The sequence below is a fragment of the Oceanobacillus caeni genome (assembly GCF_042678465.1).
GTDB classification, from domain to species: domain Bacteria; phylum Bacillota; class Bacilli; order Bacillales; family Amphibacillaceae; genus Oceanobacillus; species Oceanobacillus caeni.
The window spans coordinates 22779-41993 of the sequence record NZ_JBHTKV010000006.1 but is presented as its reverse complement, the minus strand read 5'-3'; the positions used below and the strand labels follow the sequence as shown (position 1 = coordinate 41993).

16 protein-coding genes are annotated in these 19215 nt (G+C 37.0%); all 16 read left to right on the top strand.

The genetic code is table 11. The annotated features are described in order from the left end of the window. The first annotated feature begins 181 nt into the window (after positions 1-181). The 16 genes from ACFQ18_RS06320 (at position 182) to ACFQ18_RS06245 (ending at position 19213) form a co-directional block, all read left to right on the top strand. The gene (locus ACFQ18_RS06320) at positions 182-1201 is read left to right on the top strand and encodes a DUF3048 domain-containing protein (protein ID WP_204797907.1); all 1020 of its coding nucleotides are present in this window, start codon (positions 182-184) and stop codon (positions 1199-1201) included. Between the two features lie 293 nt (positions 1202-1494). Beyond that, on the top strand, positions 1495-1791 hold the full coding sequence (locus ACFQ18_RS06315; RefSeq protein ID WP_047185479.1) for a YerC/YecD family TrpR-related protein: 297 nt from the start codon (positions 1495-1497) through the stop codon (positions 1789-1791). Between the two features lie 641 nt (positions 1792-2432). Further along, positions 2433-3107, top strand: coding sequence for a heptaprenylglyceryl phosphate synthase (locus ACFQ18_RS06310; protein ID WP_047185566.1), 675 nt, complete (start codon positions 2433-2435; stop codon positions 3105-3107). 18 nt (positions 3108-3125) lie between these two features. Beyond that, positions 3126-5342 (top strand): DNA helicase PcrA, encoded by a 2217-nt coding sequence (gene pcrA, locus ACFQ18_RS06305; RefSeq protein ID WP_204797906.1) that lies wholly within the window; start codon positions 3126-3128, stop codon positions 5340-5342. A gap of 15 nt (positions 5343-5357) precedes the next feature. Beyond that, positions 5358-7370 carry an NAD-dependent DNA ligase LigA gene (gene ligA / locus ACFQ18_RS06300; RefSeq protein WP_204797905.1) on the top strand — a complete coding sequence of 671 codons (2013 nt, stop codon included), beginning with the start codon at positions 5358-5360 and terminating at the stop codon, positions 7368-7370. Next, a complete protein-coding gene (locus ACFQ18_RS06295) occupies positions 7370-8509 on the top strand; it encodes a CamS family sex pheromone protein (RefSeq protein ID WP_204797904.1) in 1140 nt (379 codons plus the stop codon). Before ligA ends, ACFQ18_RS06295 begins: the two co-directional genes overlap by 1 nt. Positions 8510-8692: 183 nt before the next feature. Then, positions 8693-9958, top strand: a complete 1266-nt coding sequence (locus tag ACFQ18_RS06290) for a helix-turn-helix domain-containing protein (protein WP_204797903.1) — start codon at positions 8693-8695, stop codon at positions 9956-9958. Positions 9959-9976: 18 nt separating this feature from the next. Continuing rightward, positions 9977-10114 (top strand): hypothetical protein, encoded by a 138-nt coding sequence (locus ACFQ18_RS06285; RefSeq protein ID WP_165589212.1) that lies wholly within the window; start codon positions 9977-9979, stop codon positions 10112-10114. 288 nt (positions 10115-10402) lie between these two features. Next, entirely contained in the window at positions 10403-10696 is a 294-nt protein-coding gene (gene gatC, locus ACFQ18_RS06280) for an Asp-tRNA(Asn)/Glu-tRNA(Gln) amidotransferase subunit GatC (protein ID WP_047185474.1), read from the top strand. Positions 10697-10785: 89 nt separating this feature from the next. After that, positions 10786-12252: an Asp-tRNA(Asn)/Glu-tRNA(Gln) amidotransferase subunit GatA gene (gene gatA, locus ACFQ18_RS06275; protein WP_047185473.1), complete on the top strand. Its 1467-nt coding sequence runs from the start codon at positions 10786-10788 to the stop codon at positions 12250-12252. After that, positions 12252-13682: an Asp-tRNA(Asn)/Glu-tRNA(Gln) amidotransferase subunit GatB gene (gatB, locus tag ACFQ18_RS06270; protein WP_047185472.1), complete on the top strand. Its 1431-nt coding sequence runs from the start codon at positions 12252-12254 to the stop codon at positions 13680-13682. The genes gatA and gatB overlap by 1 nt, the downstream gene beginning before the upstream one ends. Positions 13683-14160: 478 nt before the next feature. Further along, positions 14161-15081: a diacylglycerol kinase gene (locus tag ACFQ18_RS06265; RefSeq protein ID WP_047185471.1), complete on the top strand. Its 921-nt coding sequence runs from the start codon at positions 14161-14163 to the stop codon at positions 15079-15081. Between the two features lie 378 nt (positions 15082-15459). After that, positions 15460-16842, top strand: a complete 1383-nt coding sequence (gene rlmD, locus ACFQ18_RS06260; RefSeq protein ID WP_204797902.1) for a 23S rRNA (uracil(1939)-C(5))-methyltransferase RlmD — start codon at positions 15460-15462, stop codon at positions 16840-16842. A 338-nt stretch (positions 16843-17180) separates the two neighbouring features. Continuing rightward, complete coding sequence (locus tag ACFQ18_RS06255) at positions 17181-17393, top strand: helix-turn-helix domain-containing protein (protein WP_046058007.1); 213 nt, start codon at positions 17181-17183, stop codon at positions 17391-17393. Between the two features lie 36 nt (positions 17394-17429). Next, complete coding sequence (locus ACFQ18_RS06250; RefSeq protein ID WP_204797901.1) at positions 17430-18155, top strand: DNA-methyltransferase; 726 nt, start codon at positions 17430-17432, stop codon at positions 18153-18155. Next, a complete protein-coding gene (locus tag ACFQ18_RS06245; protein WP_204797900.1) occupies positions 18152-19213 on the top strand; it encodes a DNA cytosine methyltransferase in 1062 nt (353 codons plus the stop codon). The genes ACFQ18_RS06250 and ACFQ18_RS06245 overlap by 4 nt, the downstream gene beginning before the upstream one ends. Positions 19214-19215: the final 2 nt, after the last annotated feature.

Sequence of the window (19215 nt, the reverse complement as noted above, 5' to 3'; positions counted from 1 at the left end):
GGTATAAGTGCAACTAAGCCTCTGTTTTCATCAATCGTGAGTGCGGAATTTGGGGATCCGATTACTCGCTCCACCGAAAACCTTTGCTAGAGCTGGACGTGGTCTAACTTAAGTCAAAAGTTTTAATCTTTCTCAGTTGCAAAAATAAGCAATGGGTAATCTTACAAAGGGTGTTGGGCAAATGAGGAAACCGATCCTATTATTTTTCGTGATGCTTCTTGTTCTAGTTGGATGTTCCAATGATAAAGAAGAGACGGAAAATGCAGTAGAAGATGGAAGTTTCAAAAATATATATCCTTTTACAGGTATTGGTACAAATGAACCGATAGATAACCGAATGATTAGTGTAATGGTTAATAATCATCCAAAAGCTAGACCGCAGACAGGTTTATCTCAGGCGGATATTGTTTTTGAGATACTAGCGGAAGGAAATATCACAAGATTTTTAGCGTTATATCATAGCAATTTACCAGAAGTCGTTGGACCAGTAAGAAGTGCTAGAGAATATTATTTTAAATTAGCAAATGGCTATCATGCTCTATATGTTTATCACGGAGCGGCAGATTTTGTTGATGAAATGATTGTTAATAGTGGCACTGACTTCTTAAACGGATCTACCTATGATAATGATGGCTATTTATTTAAAAGAGAGTCATTTAGAGAAGCCCCGCATAATTCATACCTGCAGTTAGGAGCAGCCTATGACGTGGCTAAAGATAAAGGTTATGATATAACAGCGGAATATGAAGCCTTGCCATTTCTATCAGCGGATGAGATTGAAACATTAGCTGGAGAAGAGGCACGTCATATTGAGGTGATTTATTCGGATTCTTATTCATTCGCAAATGTTCAGTATGACTATGATCAAGATTCAGGAAGTTATACAAGATCGAGTGGCGGAGAGAAGACAGTTGAACTACATACAGAAGTGCCAATCGAAGTCGAAAATGTACTAATTGTAGAGACAAGTCATCAAGTAATTGACGATGCTGGACGTAGGGAGATTGATTTAGAATCAGGAGGAAATGCTTACCTACTGCAAAAAGGACTTATAAATAAAGTGAATTGGGAGAATCATGATGGTAGAATAATACCTATAAAAGACGGCCAAGAGATTGGGTTTATACCTGGTCAGACATGGATCAACGTTATCCCAACAAATCCTGGGTTAGACCAAGCAGTGAAAATTTCCAACGAATAGAGTTAAAGTGAGTGTTCAAAAAAGGAGGATAAAAAGGACCGAGTCGGCTAAAGTCGCAACGTCCTAGGACTCCGATTACTCGTCCCACCGTAAAGATTTCTTGCAACGCTGACACTAGCACGTCTTGTGCGTCGGTAGTTCGAGGCGGTGTAGCTTTGGAGCACTGGAGTGTACATCCTAAAGATACATGAGGAGCGGAAAAGCAAGCCAACTAGAAACGTCAAAGTGTCATTTTTACCGGACTTTTTGAACAACTTCTTAAAGTAATAAGTAGAAGGTCAGGAGGATATACCGTGCAAATAGATAAGCTAAGAGGAGAGCAACTTGATCAATTATTTGATGCAATTCTCTCTTTAAAGGATAGAGAAGAATGCTATCGTTTCTTTGATGATATTGCTACCATGTCCGAAATTCATGCATTATCCCAACGTTTACAAGTTGCAAAAATGCTAATGGAAGGAAGTACATACAATAATATCGAACAAGAAACAAAAGCCTCCACCGCCACCATTTCCCGTGTCCGCCGCTGCATCAACTACGGAAGCGAAGGATACAAAATGGTACTTGATCGAGTATTAGAAGAAAAATGATCCACTGCCAAAAAGGTAGTGGATTTTTTAATGGTACAAACCACTTATACGCAAGCAGAAACGCAGTGATATTCAGAATCCACTGCGTTTTTTATTGGTTGCTGCTCTTATAGTTCGAAGGCTACCGAGAAAAACAGTATTACGGTTTAGTATCCTCATAGTTGTCTGTAGTTAATCAAGAAAGGTCGCCCCCTCACGGCCATTTGCAAGGAAAAAACAGGGGGTTTTGTCCGTGATACCCATTGTCACGGCCATTTGCAAGAAAAAAGCAGAAGACTTTGTCCGTGATCCCCACTCTCACGGCCATTTGCAAGGAAAAAGCAGGAGACTTTGTCCGTGACCCCTGCCGTCACGACCATTTGCAAGAAAAAAGCAGAAGACTTTGTCCGTGATCCCCACTCTCACGGCCATTTGCAAGAAAAAAGTATGAGATTTTGTCCGTGTTCCCCACAGACAAGGCCATCTGCAAGAAAAAAGCAGAAGACTTTGTCCATGAAAACCCCTACCACAGACAGGATAATAGCCTTTTCACATACACTTCAAAAATTTCCACCACATAACTCTAAATACTACCTACGATTTTTGGTATAATGGATTAATGTAATTTGAAAGATGGAGGGATATCCTTTTTGAAGACAAAAATGAACGAATGGAAGCATATTTTTAAGCTGGATCCTGCGAAGGAAATTTCGGATGAACAATTGGATATCCTCTGTACATCAGGTACAGATGCCATCATGGTTGGTGGAACAGATGACATTACTTATCGAGGAGTAGAAGACTTATCCAATCGACTCAGTCATTATTCCGTCCATAAAATACTGGAAATATCCAGGATGGACGCCATTACAACCGGTTTTGATGATTACTTCATTCCGATGGTACTCAATTCCAAAGAAAAGAAATGGATGATGGACATGCATCATCAAGGAATCAAACAACATATGGACTACATGGATTATGTCCAACCCGTTTTTGAGGGATATTGTATTTTGAATGAAGAAGCAAAGGTTTTTCAATATACGAACAGTACACTTCCAGATGCAGAAGATACGTTAGTATACGCATATATGGCGGAGGAAGTTTTTCACTTACCTATATTTTACTTGGAATACAGTGGGATATATGGGGATGCAGAACTTGTTAAACAAGTAAGCCATCAATTAAACGATACATTGCTCTTTTATGGGGGTGGAATTGAGAATGCCCACCAAGCAAAAGAAATGAAGCAGTATGCGGATGTTATTATTGTTGGTAATAGTATCTATACCGATTTTGATAAGGCACTGGAAACGGTACGAGCGGTAAAGCCTTAATATGATGGAGGTGTAAAAATGAGTCAGACGATGGATGACTTATTGAAAGGATTAAATAAAGAACAACGAGAAGCGGTAAAGACAATAGAAGGCCCGTTATTGATTATGGCTGGTGCTGGATCAGGGAAAACAAGAGTATTAACACATCGAATTGCTTATTTAATTGGTGAAAAAGGTGTGGCACCACGCAATATTTTGGCAATTACGTTTACGAATAAAGCAGCAAGAGAGATGAAAGAACGTGTCCGCAGATTAGTTGGGCCTGACAGTGAGTATATGTGGGTTTCTACATTCCACTCCATGTGTGTTCGTATTTTACGAAGAGACATCGATCGGATTGGTTATAATAGAAATTTCACCATTCTAGACAGTAGTGACCAATTATCTGTTGTGAAACAGGTTTTAAAAAATAAAAACATCGATCCGAAAAAATTTGACCCACGTGCTATGATTGGGCAAATTAGTGCTGCAAAGAACGAATTAATTACCCATGAACAATTTAGTAAGAATGCTGGGAATTTCTATGACAGGCAAGTGGCTCAAGTCTATGAAGGCTATCAAAAAATGCTTCAAAAAAACCAGTCACTTGATTTCGATGATTTAATTATGTTGACAATTCAATTATTCAAGCGTGTACCTGAAGTGCTAGAATTTTATCAACGCCGTTTTCAATATATCCATGTGGATGAGTATCAAGATACGAACCATGCGCAATACTTCTTAGTAAAACAATTAGCGAGTCGTTTTCAAAATTTATGTGTAGTAGGGGATTCAGATCAGTCCATCTATCGTTGGCGTGGAGCAGATATTACGAATATCTTATCATTTGAAAAAGATTATCCAACAGCAAAAACGGTATTTCTAGAACAAAATTATCGTTCAACAAAATCCATTCTACAAGCAGCTAATACAGTGATAGCCAACAACCCTGGACGTAAACCAAAAAATCTTTGGACAGAAAACCCAGATGGACAAAAAATCAATTATTATCAAGGTTCAACAGAGCAAGATGAAGCATTATTTATCACAAATAAAATACAAGAATTAACAAAAGAAGGGTATTCTCCAAGTGATATTGCGATTTTATACCGTACGAATGCACAATCCCGTGCCATTGAGGATACGTTTGTAAAATCAGGAATTGCTTATCAAATGGTTGGTGGCACAAAGTTCTATGATCGAAAAGAAATTAAGGACATGCTTGCTTACTTACGCCTAATTACAAACCCAGATGATGATATAAGTTTTGAACGTGTCGTGAATGAGCCAAAACGTGGAATAGGGAAAACCTCTATTGAAAAACTACGAGCTTATGCAATGGTAAACGATCTTTCTTTCTTCCAAGTAGTAAAGGAAGTTGATTTTACTGGTGTATCTAAGAAGGCGGCAAATGCATTAGTTGAATTTGGCCAGTTGATTGAAACATTATCTCAACAACAAGAATTTTTAACAGCTACGGATATGGTTGAACAAATATTGCAACGGACAGGCTATGAGAAGATGCTTAAAAATGAAAATACACTTGAATCTCAGTCACGTTTAGAGAACTTAGAAGAGTTTATGACGGTAACGAAAGACTTTGAAGCTAGTGCTGAAGATAAGACATTAGTTGCCTTTCTTACTGATTTAGCGCTTATTGCGGATATCGATAAAGTGGATGAGGAAGATCCAGATAATGAAGAAAAAGTTACCATGATGACATTGCACGCTGCAAAGGGGCTTGAGTTTCCTGTTGTGTTCCTCATTGGTTTGGAAGAAGGGATTTTCCCACATAGTCGTTCGATTATGGATCAAGAGGAAATGGAAGAAGAGAGAAGACTGGCTTATGTAGGAATAACTCGAGCAGAGAAAATCCTTTTCCTTACACATGCCAAGATGCGGACCTTATTTGGTAGAACAAGTATGAATCCAGTTAGTCGTTTTATTAACGAGATTCCCAAAGATCTATTAGACGGTTTGGAACAACTGAACTCATTCACCTATGGTTCTTCTTCATTTGGACAGAGAAAAGACACCCCAGCACCTAAGCGACAAGCAGTACGTATGCAGAAAACAACTGGAGCTGAAAATGAGGAGTGGGCATCAGGAGATAAAGTGACACACAAAAAATGGGGGATAGGTACCGTAGTAAAAGTACAAGGACAAGGGGATTCCACAGAATTAGATATTGCATTTCCAGCCCCAACCGGAATTAAACGGTTATTAGCAAAATTTGCTCCGATTACAAAACAGTAGGAGGTGTGCTTCTTTATGGATGAAAAGCAAGCACAAAAGAAAATAGAGGAACTTAAAGAATTGCTGAATCAATATGGGTACGAATATTATGTGTTAGATCAGCCAACTGTACCTGATTCAGAATATGATGAGAAGCTAAGAGAACTACAAAAGTTAGAAGAGCAATTCCCTCATTTGATTACAGAGGACTCCCCAACCCAGCGTGTTGGTGGAGAACCTCTGGAGGGATTTGTTAAAGTGGAGCATCGTGTTCCAATGCTCAGCTTAGGAAATGCCTTCAATGAACAAGATTTAAGAGACTTTGCAAGACGCGCTAGTCTAGGAGTAGATGGAGAAGTCTCTTTCGTTTGTGAATTAAAAATTGATGGGCTTGCAGTTTCTCTTACTTATGAAAATGGTAAGTTTGTTCGTGGTGCAACGCGCGGAGATGGAACGATTGGAGAAGATATCTCGAATAATTTAAAAACAATCCGTAGTATCCCATTAACATTGAAAGAACCAGAAACGTTAGAAGTACGTGGTGAAGCTTTTATGCCCCATCGTTCATTTTTGAAATTAAATGAACTACGAACAGAAAATGAGGAAGAACCATTTGCAAATCCACGAAATGCTGCGGCCGGGTCCCTACGCCAATTAGATCCTAAAATAGCAGCTAAACGTCATCTTGATATCTTCCTTTATGCAGTTGGAGAGTGGGAAAACAATGATATTACCACACATAGCGGTCGGTTAGAGAAACTAAAAGAACTCGGTTTTAAAACGAATCCAGAGTGGAGAAAATGCTCATCAATTGAAGAAGTAATGGAATTTGTAGAGTATTGGACGAAAGAGCGTCCTAACCTCGACTATGAAATTGATGGAATTGTAATCAAAGTGGATAATTTGGAACAACAAGAGGAATTAGGATACACAGCGAAAAGTCCAAGATGGGCTATTGCCTATAAATTTCCTGCTGAAGAAGTAATGACAAAACTAATTGATATTGAACTAAGTGTTGGTCGAACTGGAGTCATTACACCTACTGCTATTTTAGAGCCAGTTCGAATAGCTGGATCAACCGTACAACGTGCTTCTTTACATAATGAAGACTTAATTCGTGAGCAAGATATCCGAATTGGCGACATGGTTGTTATTAAAAAGGCAGGAGACATTATACCAAAGGTTGTCCGTGTCGTGGAGGAGAAACGTTCGGCTGATGCAACAGAGTTTCATATGCCTAAAGAATGTCCTGCGTGTGGGAGTGAACTCGTAAGACTAGAAGGTGAAGTGGCCCTGCGCTGCATCAATCCTAGTTGTCCTGCCCAATTGACAGAAGGATTAATTCATTTTGTATCACGTAACGCCATGAATATTGATGGATTAGGCGAAAGAGTAATCATCCAGCTATTTCAACACGGACTCATTCAGACGTTTGCTGATTTGTACCGTCTAGACCGTGAACAATTGTTGAAGTTAGAAAGAATGGGTGAAAAGTCCGTTCAAAACCTTCTACATGCAATAGAAGCATCCAAAGAGAATTCGTTGGAACGATTGATATTTGGATTAGGAATTCGTTTTATCGGTGCCAAAGCTGCCAAAACACTCGCAATGGAATTTGAAACCATGGAAAAATTAGAGCAAGCAACCTATGAGGATCTCGTGGCAATAGATGAAATTGGAGAAAAGATGGCAGATGCCGTTGTTCAGTATTTCCAGGAAGAACATGTCCAAAAGTTATTAATGGATTTAAAAGACTTAGGAGTCCATATGGAATATAAAGGCCCTAAGAAAGTTGAAACAGGAAATGAAGTAAGTATCTTCGCTGGAAAGACAATTGTTTTAACCGGTAAGATGGAATACTATACCCGTAACGAAGCCAAAGAATTAATTGAGGCTTTGGGTGGTTCTGTTACTGGAAGCGTCAGTAAGAAAACCGATATCGTTATCGCTGGTGAGGACGCTGGGTCTAAATATGATAAAGCCCAAAAACTTGGAATTACGATTTGGAATGAAGAACAATTAAAAGAAGCATTAGGGAGTAATTCATAATGAAAAGAATAAGTACCATATTAATTATCGCACTCCTACTACTTGCGAGCTGTTCACCGAAAAATAATGATCAAGAGGAAGTAGTGCAAGAAAACGAAAATAAAGAACAACAAACGTCCATTGTTCCAAGCTATCAATTGACCGATGAAACGTACCGTATTATTCTTCCGTTTCAGACAAGTGAGGCGAGAGGGGTCATTACGAACCAAATGGGAAACCGAGTGGATATTGATGAACTGGAAGAAGGACTCATGCGCCAATCTAAGGAAATCTTTGACCCGAGTGAGCTGTTTTATCAAGAAGGGCAATATTTTTCAAATGAACTTCTCTTTTCTTTGATTGATGAATTAAATCCAAAGGTAAACGAGGAAAAAATCAAAGGATTGGATAAAGAAGAAAAAGCTGAAGTTTACAAAAAGAATCCTCGTTACTTAACACATATATTAGAGCAAAATTATATGAAAAGAAACGAAAAGGAAAACACGGTTGAGTTAGCTGGAGTTTCTATAGGAATTGCATTAAAATCCGTTTATCGATTCCAAACAGAAGTTGGTGGACCATATCAATACAAAAAAATTCCTATGAAAGATATGATAGAAAAAGGCCAAGAAGTGGCACAAAAGGTGGTAGACGAATTAAAGGGTATGGAAAACTTTCCGGATGTACCGATTATGATTGCTTTGTTTAGGGAAGCGGAAATAGATTCCCCTGTACCAGGAAATTTCGTCTCCAAAACAGTCGTTCCTGCTGGACAAAACAAAATAGATAAATGGGATAAAATAAATGAAAAAAATGTTCTTTTCCCATCAGAAGAGGCGAAAAAGGATTATACAGACGACAATGAAATAATTAATAGTTTTGGAAATGAAATATCACAATTCTTCCCTAATTATGTCGGTTATATTGGAAAAGGCTTTTACATTAACGATGATTTACAAAAGCTTACAATCGAAATACCACTTGAGTTTTATGGTAAAGGGGAAATAATAGGATTTACTCAATATGCATACGGACTTATTCAAGACATGTTTCCAAAGAACTATGATTTAGAAGTTCAGGTTACCTCAAGTGCTGGTGCAGAGAGTTTAATCTATCGAGAAGCAGGAAAGGAAAAACCAGAATTTCATATTTATAATTGATTAAAAATCATCACCTAAAAAATGGGTGATGATTTTTTTATTTTGGGAAGGCTCACAAGAATCTATTGTTAATTAAGGAATCTAGCTATAATTTTTCTAATATAAAACTATAGTACCTATGTTATAATGTAAAACGAATACATATCATTAAAACTTCATACTTAATAGGATAGGATGGGTATTTTGATAGAGATTGGATCTTTTATTAAATTGCAACGCACTAAGAAAGGAATGACACTAGGGGAATTAGCTGATGGTATCGTTTCTGTATCCTACTTGTCCAAAATTGAAAATCTAAAAACCCAAGCAAGTCCTGAAATTATTCAGTTACTTTGTAATAAGCTTGGTATCAACGTAGACAAGAGTAAAGAGCCAATGATTAGGAGAAAATGTGATCAATGGTTTAGCATGCTCTTCGAAGTGAATGATAAAGAGGATATTATTGCTACATATAAAGAACTACAAGAATTAATGGATACTAATATATCGGATAGTCTACTCCTATTTGAATTACATAAAATCAGGTATTACCTCTTGATTGGAGAGACATCCAAAGCTTATAATAAAATAAACGAGCTCACTGAAATGAGCGATGATTTTGATGATATACATAAGTTCTATTGGTGTAAGTATAGAGGAAACTATTATTCTATCATAGAGGATAATAGTATTGCCTTAGATATGTACAACAAGGCAGAAACATTGTTTAAGTTTTTAAATTTAGAAGAACACGAGGTAGCAGATGTTTACTATCTTTTAGCGGTTACGCATAGTAAGCTAAGAAATACATTGGAATCTATTGATTATGCGAATCAGGCATTAGAAGTTTATATGAAACAATATGACTTTGTTCGCTGTGCCCAATGTCATAATATTTTAGGTATATCATACAGAAGAATTAGGATGTATGATAAAGCTATAAAAAATTATAATCTAGCATTACATTTAGGTAAATTGAACAATAACAAAGCTATTATCCAACTGACAAACCAAAATCTTGGTCATTTATACTCTGTAAAAGGGGATTCAGAGGAAGCAATTAAACATTATCTAGAAGTATTGAATGATGAACAAGTTTTACCGACTAACAGGTTAACTACTTTAGCATCATCCGTAAGTGAGTATTATCAAGCCGGAAGATATGAAGAGGCAAAAGAAACCATACATGCTGCCTTTGAATTAATGAATGAGTTAAAAGACGAAACACATAGGTTGTGCCACTATACGATTCATATTTATCACTATCTTTTAACTGAAGAATGGGATAAATTTGAAAATGTAATGGTTAACGAGCTCTTACCTTACTTAAGGAAAACAAAAGACTACGCAAATATTATTATATTTAGTAGTCTACTTGCAGATTTCTTTGAAAAACGGCAACGATACAAGGATGCGGCTAAGTATTATAAGGTAGTCAATTTTGCCTATAGGCAAATTGCTAATATATAAAAAAGGGGGGCTATGTAAATGAAAAAAGCATTGATGATTATAGGTCTTGGTGCTCTACTAGCCACTGGGGTTGCTTTTTCGGTTTTACCAAATGACTTAGCAATCGAAGTGGAGCCAGGGATTTTCTTTATTGGAAACTTCCTATCTAATTTTTAATATCTTCATATTTTTTACGCTTTAATTTTAAGAAGACAGAGCCGGATTAGTATTTACTTTTCCGGCATTTTATTTTGTACAACATTTTTTTCTACAAAATTTGCCTAGATACGGCTATCTCTGCTATTATCATAGTGTTATAATAATAAATTATGGTTATATTGAGATGTATATAGTGAGTGTTCAAAAATAAGGATGAAAAGCGAGCCAACTAGAAACGGAAGTGTCATTTTCACCGGGCTTTTTGAACAACCTTATATAGCGAAAATACGGTTTGGAGGTTGAACCATGGCAGACATATCAAAAGAACAAGTAAAACACGTTGCTCATCTAGCAAGACTTGCTGTTACGGAAGAAGAAGTCGAACAGTTAACAAAAGACCTAGGTGCTATTATTGATTATGCAGAACAATTAAATGAACTTGATACAGAAAACGTAGAACCTACTACCCATGTATTAGAAATGAAGAATGTGATGCGTAAAGATGAAGCAAGACAATGGATTACGCAAGAGGAAGCTTTGAAGAATGCTCCGGACAAAAAAGATGGTCAATTCCGCGTACCATCCATTTTGACAGAGTAGAAAGTGCAAAAGTTTACATTCGTGCAACAAAGGCATTTACTTACATTTAGCGAATGCCAAGTGTACTAGATTAAGGAGGAGAGAAGGATATGTCATTATTTGACCATTCCATTAAAGAATTGGAAGGGAAATTACATAATAAAGAAATCACCGTTCAAGATTTAGTTGAAGAATCTTACAAACGTATTAAAGAAGTAGACGGTGAAGTTCATGCTTTTTTAACATTAGATGAAGAAAATGCAAGAAGACAAGCGAAGGAACTAGATGAGTCTCCAGATACTTCTGCAAGTCTTTTTGGCATGCCTCAAGGTATTAAAGATAATATTGTGACGAAAGGCCTTCGTACTACTTGTGCAAGTCAATTTTTAGATAACTTCCATGATCCACTATATGATGCAACCGTTATTCAAAAATTAGCGAATGAAAAACCAATTACAATTGGTAAATTAAACATGGATGAATTTGCGATGGGTTCATCTAATGAAAACTCAAGCTATACTCCAACCAGAAACCCATGGAATACAGATCATGTTCCGGGTGGATCTAGTGGTGGATCTGCAGCAGCGGTAGCAGCAGGAGAAGTATTATACTCTTTAGGATCTGATACTGGTGGTTCTATTCGCCAACCTGCAGCATTTTGTGGTGTGGTAGGAATGAAACCTACATATGGTCGTGTATCTCGTTTTGGTTTAGTAGCATTTGCTTCTTCCCTTGATCAAATTGGACCAATTACACGCAGCGTTGAAGACAATGCACGTGTATTGGAAGTAATTGCTGGACATGACAAGATGGATGCAACTAGCGCAAATGTGGACGTGCCTAAGTATACAGATGCTTTAACAAATGATGTAAAAGGACTTAAAATTGCAGTACCGAAAGAATATTTAGCAGAAGGGGTAAACCCTGAAGTTAAAGAAGCGGTGATGAATGCATTAAACGTATATGAGTCACTTGGTGCAACATGGGAAGAGGTTTCTCTACCACATTCTAAATATGCAGTAGCAACCTATTATATCCTATCTTCATCTGAAGCATCTGCTAACCTTGCGCGCTTTGATGGGGTTCGCTATGGTGTACGTACAGAAAACGCAGATAACATGATTGATATGTTCAAGAATTCTCGTAGTGAAGGATTTGGACAAGAAGTTAAACGTCGTATCATGCTTGGAACATTTGCTTTAAGTTCCGGCTACTATGATGCTTACTATAAAAAGGCACAAAAAGTTCGTACATTAATTAAGAATGACTTCGATAAAATCTTTGAAGAATACGATGTTGTTATTGGACCAACAACTCCAACGCCAGCATTTAAAGTTGGAGAAAAAATTGATGATCCATTAACCATGTATGCAAATGATATTTTAACCATTCCAGTAAACTTAGCTGGTGTCCCAGGGATCTCTATTCCATGTGGATTCTCAAACGAAGGTTTACCAATTGGTTTACAAGTTATTGGAAAACATTTCGATGAAAGCACTGTATATCGTACTGCACATGCTTTTGAACAAGCAACAGATTTTCATACAAAACGACCTCAACTAGGGGGTAGTAACTAATGAATTTTGAAACAATTATAGGTCTAGAAGTACACGTAGAATTAAAAACAAAATCTAAGATATTTAGCCCAAGTGTGAATGCATTTGGCTCTGAACCAAATACAAATGTAAGCCCAATTGAATTAGGTTATCCTGGAACACTTCCAGTTTTAAATGAAGAAGCAGTAAACTTCGCTATGAAAGCTGCGATGGCTTTAAACTGTGAAATTGCAACAGATACGAAGTTTGACCGTAAAAACTATTTCTATCCAGATAATCCGAAAGCTTACCAAATCTCCCAATTTGATCAACCGATTGGGGAACATGGTTGGATTGAAATTGAAGTAAATGGCAAGAAGAAAAAAATCGGTATTACTCGTCTTCACTTAGAAGAGGATGCTGGTAAATTAACTCACGGTGATGACGGATATTCTTATGTTGACTTTAACCGTCAAGGAACACCATTAATCGAAATTGTTTCTGAACCCGATATGCGCACTCCAGAAGAAGCTTATGCATATTTAGAAAAACTGAAAAACATTATTCAGTACACAGGTGTATCTGATGTGAAAATGCAGGAAGGTTCCCTACGATGTGATGCGAACATTTCTTTACGTCCAATTGGTCAAGAAGAATTTGGTACAAAAACAGAATTAAAGAATTTAAACTCCTTTAACTTTGTACAAAAAGGACTTGAGTATGAAGAAAAACGTCAAGAAAAAGTTCTATTATCAGGTGGAGAAATTCTTCAAGAAACCCGTCGTTACGATGAGAAAACAAAAGAGACAATTTTAATGCGGGTTAAAGAAGGTTCTGATGATTACCGTTACTTCCCAGAACCGGATTTAATTCCACTTTATATTGATGAAGAGTGGAAAGAACGTATTCGTGCAGAAATCCCAGAACTTCCAGATGCGCGCCGTGAGCGATATGTGAAGGAGCTTGGTTTATCGGAATACGATGCGAATGTATTAACAAGTTCCAAAGAAATGGCAGACTTCTTTGAAGAAGCAGTTGGCCATGGCGCAGATGTTAAACAAGCATCTAACTGGTTAATGGGTGAAGTTTCTGCTTACATGAATAAACATTTAAAAGAACTTCATGATTTAGCGATTACTCCTGAAGCATTAGCATCTATGATTAAGCTAATTGAAGATGGAACAATTTCTTCTAAGATCGCGAAGAAGGTATTCTCTGAGCTTGTTGAAAAAGGCGGAGATCCTGAGAAGATTGTTAAGGAAAAAGGACTTGTACAAATTTCTGACCCTGAACAATTAAAAGAAATTGTAAACAAAGTCTTGGATGAAAACGAACAATCTATTATAGACTTTAAAGCGGGTAAAGGAAAAGCGCTTGGCTTCTTAGTTGGACAAATTATGAAAGCATCAAAAGGGCAAGCTAACCCGCCAATGGCGAACAAAATCCTTAAAGAAGAAATTGAAAAACGTTAAATGAAAGTAATGGATTAGACTACGATTTTAATTAAATCGTAGTCTAAACTTTTTTAGTAGCCGGGAAAGTATAGACCTTTCCCATTTACTAAAAGAGTTTAGCCAATGCCAAGTTTGTTAAGCCAAATAAGAAAGCTTGTACTCTCTTATTTGCCAAATAGTTTTTTTGAGACTATGATAGAATGGGTAAACTAATTATTGCGAATTGTAAAGCCCTATACAAAACAAATAAACGAAGTGATTAACTAAATACAAAGGACAGCTTTTTTGCCTTACTGTACAAAGTAAACAATTTATCCGACCTAAATGGGCAGTAAGACCCCCACCACAAAACAAAGAAGATAGGTGGAAGATTAACTGCCCATAAAGGTCCGATAAATGCGACTAACCATCAATGGGGGATGAAGGAAAATCCCCACTGTGGAAGTCTTCTTTATAAATTAACAAGAAGCAAATGTTGCAGGAGGGAGGAAGTAAAATGAAAAGGGCTAGAATCATTTATAATCCGACATCAGGTCGTGAAATATTTAAAAAGGAATTACCTTACGTATTGCAAAGATTGGAATTAGCTGGTTATGAAACATCTGCTCATGCAACTACTGGCGAAGAAGGAGATGCTGAAGAGGCAGCAAAATATGCACTTTCGAGGAGTTTTGATTTAGTTATAGCTGCAGGTGGAGATGGAACCATCAATGAAGTTATTCATGGGGTAGCTGAACAAAATCATCGTCCAAAGCTGGGCATTATTCCAACGGGGACTACAAACGACTTTGCACGAGCATTGCATATTCCACGGGATATTAAAAAAGCGGTAGATATTATTGTCGAAGGGCACTCACAACTTTTAGACATCGGCAGAGTAAATGAACATTATTTTATAAACATAGCCGGTGGAGGTAAATTAACCGAATTAACTTACGATGTTCCGGCGAAATTAAAAACAGTTATTGGGCAGTTGGCTTATTATGTGAAAGGAATCGAGATGCTTCCTTCCCTGAAGCCTGCGAGAGTAAAAATAGAATATGATGGAAACGTAATTGATGAAGATATTATGATATTTTTAGTATCTAATTCCAACTCTGTAGGTGGCTTCGAAAAGTTAGCACCAAGCGCTGATTTAAGTGATGGATATTTTGATTTAATTATATTAAAAAAGGTGAATTTAGCCGAATTTTTACGTATCGCTACACTAGCTATACGTGGTGCACATTTAGATGATCCCAATGTCATCTATAAACAAGCAAAACGAATTACTGTTACACCACAAGAAAAAATGCAACTGAACATAGACGGTGAGTATGGCGGTCTTTTGCCGGGAGAATTTATTAACTTAAAACAACATATCGAATTTATGGTACCGAAAGAATTTATTAAAGAGGAAGAGAAGGCTGAAGAATAAACAGCCTTCTTTTTGTTTAAGTAAGAAAGTCTTTTAAAACGCATCAAAGAGATGAACGACCAAATATAGAAAAGTTATCGTCATAGGTTGGATGAGTGCCCGAATGCAGGAAAATAAAAGTCAAAAGGTCACTCATAGGTTAGATGAACGACCGAGTACAGCAAAGAAATCGCCACACGGTCACTTACAGGTAGATGAATACCGATTGAAGTTACTGATGAGCTTCTTACAAACAAATAGCCTATTGATTTTTGTATGAAATACTGGGTTTCACACTTAAACGAAGACAGAAAACATGAAAGTATGAGAAATGCCTTTCCCGTTCAGAATATGATAAGATAGAACCATTATATGTTCGAAAAAAGGAAGATTAGCATAATGGCGAAACAAACAGCTCCAGTTAAAAAAAATGAAACAATTACTTTAACATTTGAAGACCTCACCCACGAAGGAAACGGCGTTGGGAAAGTGGAAGGGTATCCGCTTTTTGTACCCTATGGATTACCAGGTGAAGAAGCAACAGTTAAAGTAGTGAAGGTAAATAAAAATTTTGGTTACGGAAAATTATTAGAGGTTACAAAGAAAAGCAAAGATAGAGTGGAACCACCATGTAATGTATTTTATCAATGTGGTGGATGCCAACTTCAGCATATGAGCTATGATTTGCAACTTGAAATGAAACGGAATCAAGTAAAAAATGTTATGAAGAAAATTGCTCACCTTGAACATGTACCCGTTCACCCGACAATCGGTATGAAGGATCCATGGCGTTATAGAAATAAAGTACAGATTCCTGTTGGGGATCGTGATGGTGAGTTGATAACTGGATTCTACCGGATGCGCAGTCACGATATAATCGATGATATGGAAACATGTGTTATTCAAGATGAAGTAAATGATCGTTCGGTCCATGCTGTACGTAGAATAGCGAATCAATTAGGAATCGAAGCCTATGATGAAAAATCAGACCGAGGCGTCCTACGACATATTATGGTTCGTACAGGCAGAGAAACGAATGAAACAATGATTGTTTTAGTTACTCGAACTAAAAAACTACCACATCAAGAAGAATTCATCCGTCAACTAACGGAAACTTTTCCACATGTGAAATCAATCGTTCATAACATTAATGATAGGCGAACCAATGTTATTTTAGGTAGAAAGACGAAAGTGATATGGGGAGAGGAATACATTTATGACACCATTGGTGATATTAAATTCGCCATTTCAGCAAGGTCCTTTTATCAAGTGAATCCATATCAAACAAAGGTATTATATGAAAAAGCATTAGAAGTGGCCAATATTGATAAAAATGATGTGGTCATTGATGCCTATTGTGGAATTGGAACGATTTCTTTATTCTTAGCCCAAAAGGCAAAGAAAGTTTATGGGGTGGAAGTCGTTCAAGAAGCCATTAATGATGCAAAAAATAATGCTAAGTTGAATGGTATAACGAATGTTGAATTTATAGTAGGAGAAGCGGAAAAGGTCATGCCAGAGTGGAAAAATGAAGGACTTAATCCCGATGTCATTGTTGTTGATCCACCGAGAAAAGGATGCGAATCAGAGTTTCTCGAAGCTATGATAGAGATGGAGCCTAAGCGAATTGTGTATGTTTCTTGTAACCCATCTACATTAGCTCGTGACTTGCGAATTTTAGAAGATGGTGGATATGAAACGAAAGAAGTTCAACCAGTAGATATGTTTCCGCAGACGAATCATGTTGAGTGCGTAGTATTGATGTCAAGGGTGGAAAAATAGGAGTGTTCAAAATACTGATAAATAAAGGGTTTCCAAGGTTGAAAGATTTTCTGTCAAATGTCTGGCAGTGCCTTTTAACCTTGGAAATCCTTGTTTTTGTTTATGAGGAAATAGGTCAACTGTAAAAAAATGTGTGTAGGGTTGAGTTGACAGGTTAGATTTTTTATTGGGGTTGAGGAGATAGGATAGATGTATAAAAAACAGGCTTAGAGGGTAAAGTCTGTATTTTGACTTTTACATATAAATATTCGAGAAATCAAAATAACTATTGAAAAGTCGAAAGTAGTGTGATATAATTAATAATCGTATGACTTTACCATGTAAACGAGGGGTGCAAAATGGGAGTTAACTATAAAAAACTCTGGAAGAGACTGATAGATGAAGAGTTATGTGTATCGGATTTGCATCTTGCCACTGGCATTGCCCCTAGTACATTTTCCAAGATGCGTAAAAATGAATACGTCTCTCTTGATGTACTGGTGCGTATTTGTAATGAGTTAAATTGCCAGTTGAGTGAGATTGTTGAGGTTGAGCTCGACAATCGGTCATAAGTACAACAACAAAATTTAAAGCAGAGGAAATGAGTTATGGCTGATTCTATATTATATAATGAAGACTGTATACGTTCTATGAAGCGTCTCGCTAATGGTTCTATAGACCTTATATTAACTGATCCACCATATAACTTAGGTAATTTTATGAAAGGTAGAGATACAAACCTAAAAAAGATGCGTGATAACTTTTTTGGTGATGCTGGTTGGGACGATTTAAGTTTTGAGGATTGGGAAAAATCAATGGATAACTTTTTCGAAGAATCCGTTCGAGTGCTTAAAAAGGGTGGAGCTATGATTGTATTCATGGCTATTATTAAGGTAGAGAGTATTATTAAAATAGCAGAACGACATGGACTATATTATAAGACTACTGGTATTTGGCATAAATTAAATCCTATGCCACGTAACATGAATCTACATTTTGTTAATTCGACGGAAGCGTGGGTTTATTTTACTTACAAGAAGAAAACAGGCACATTTAATAATGATGGAAAGGTGCTACATGACTTTATTGAAACAGGCGTTGCAGCAAACGGTGAGCGCAAGTTTGGTAAACATCCAACACAAAAACCTGTACAATTGATGGAGTTCTTTGTTAAAGTGCTGACCAATGAAGGAGAGACGGTTCTTGATCCCTTTATGGGTAGCGGTAGTGCCGGTGTGGCTGCAAAATTAAATAATAGGAATTTCATAGGTGTAGAAATAAGTGAGGATTATTTTCAAATCGCTACACGCCGTATTCAAGAGGTGAAAGAATGAAGCCAACAGTGATTGATTTGTTTGCGGGCGTTGGTGGTCTTTCGCTTGGGTTTGAAATGGCCGGTTTTAATATTGTGCTCGCAAATGAATATGACGAATCTATAGCTAAAGCATATAAATTAAATCATCCAAATACAAAAATGATTGTTGAGGATATTACAAATTTACCCATTGAAAAAATATTTCATGAGTATCGTAGAAAGGTAGATGTTATTATTGGAGGCCCTCCCTGTCAGGGGTTTTCCCAGAAAGGACAAAGAAAAACCATCAACGATGAACGGAACTTTTTATTTAAGTACTTTGTAGCTGTTGTTGATTTTGTACGTCCACGATATTTTGTAATGGAAAATGTACCGAATCTTTTAACTGCGGAGAATGGTTACTTTAAGGAAGAAATTATAGATTTATTTGAGGGTTTAGGATATACATTGTCAACAGACACACTCAATGCCGCCGACTATGGTGTTCCTCAAAATAGAAGAAGAGCTGTGATTATTGGTAAACAAGGAGAATCTGCAATTGCAATGCCAAGACCACTTGATTATAAGGTTACAATATGGGATGCAATTAGTGATCTAGCATATTTAAGTTCAGGTGAAGGTGTAGAATGTGATTCATATAGGTACCCTCCTCAAAGTGAATATCAACGTATGATGCGCGAAGGTAGCGATAATCTATATAATCATAAAGCGACAAAACATTCAGAGCTGGCAATTGAGAGATTAAAGATGATACCTCCAAATAGAGGGAAAGAGGTATTACCTAAAGAACATTTAACTAAATCAATCTATAGTGGAACCTGGACTAGGATGGTCAAAGATGAGATATCTGTAACTATTACAACTAGATTTGATACTCCTTCTTCTGGTAAGTTCACTCATCCATTTTTACATCGAGCAATAACCGTGCGAGAGGCTGCAAGGATTCAGTCGTTTCCTGATACGTTTCATTTTATAGGTACAAAAGGTTCACAGATGAAGCAAGTTGGAAATGCTGTTCCGCCATTGCTTGCTAAAGCTATTGCAACGGTTGTTATGAATGATATAACAGGAGGATAAAA

Excerpts from the sequence above, each read along its gene's own strand:
- pcrA (WP_204797906.1), top strand. The coding sequence starts at position 3,126 with ATGAGTCAGACGATGGATGACTTATTGAAAGGATTAAATAAAGAACAA.
- ACFQ18_RS06295 (WP_204797904.1), top strand. The coding sequence starts at position 7,370 with ATGAAAAGAATAAGTACCATATTAATTATCGCACTCCTACTACTTGCG.
- ACFQ18_RS06250 (WP_204797901.1), top strand. The coding sequence starts at position 17,430 with ATGGCTGATTCTATATTATATAATGAAGACTGTATACGTTCTATGAAG.
- gatB (WP_047185472.1), top strand. The coding sequence starts at position 12,252 with ATGAATTTTGAAACAATTATAGGTCTAGAAGTACACGTAGAATTAAAA.
- ACFQ18_RS06310 (WP_047185566.1), top strand. The coding sequence starts at position 2,433 with ATGAACGAATGGAAGCATATTTTTAAGCTGGATCCTGCGAAGGAAATT.
- ACFQ18_RS06320 (WP_204797907.1), top strand. The coding sequence starts at position 182 with ATGAGGAAACCGATCCTATTATTTTTCGTGATGCTTCTTGTTCTAGTT.
- gatC (WP_047185474.1), top strand. The coding sequence starts at position 10,403 with ATGGCAGACATATCAAAAGAACAAGTAAAACACGTTGCTCATCTAGCA.
- ACFQ18_RS06265 (WP_047185471.1), top strand. The coding sequence starts at position 14,161 with ATGAAAAGGGCTAGAATCATTTATAATCCGACATCAGGTCGTGAAATA.
- ACFQ18_RS06285 (WP_165589212.1), top strand. The coding sequence starts at position 9,977 with ATGAAAAAAGCATTGATGATTATAGGTCTTGGTGCTCTACTAGCCACT.
- rlmD (WP_204797902.1), top strand. The coding sequence starts at position 15,460 with ATGGCGAAACAAACAGCTCCAGTTAAAAAAAATGAAACAATTACTTTA.
- gatA (WP_047185473.1), top strand. The coding sequence starts at position 10,786 with ATGTCATTATTTGACCATTCCATTAAAGAATTGGAAGGGAAATTACAT.
- ACFQ18_RS06245 (WP_204797900.1), top strand. The coding sequence starts at position 18,152 with ATGAAGCCAACAGTGATTGATTTGTTTGCGGGCGTTGGTGGTCTTTCG.
- ligA (WP_204797905.1), top strand. The coding sequence starts at position 5,358 with ATGGATGAAAAGCAAGCACAAAAGAAAATAGAGGAACTTAAAGAATTG.
- ACFQ18_RS06255 (WP_046058007.1), top strand. The coding sequence starts at position 17,181 with ATGGGAGTTAACTATAAAAAACTCTGGAAGAGACTGATAGATGAAGAG.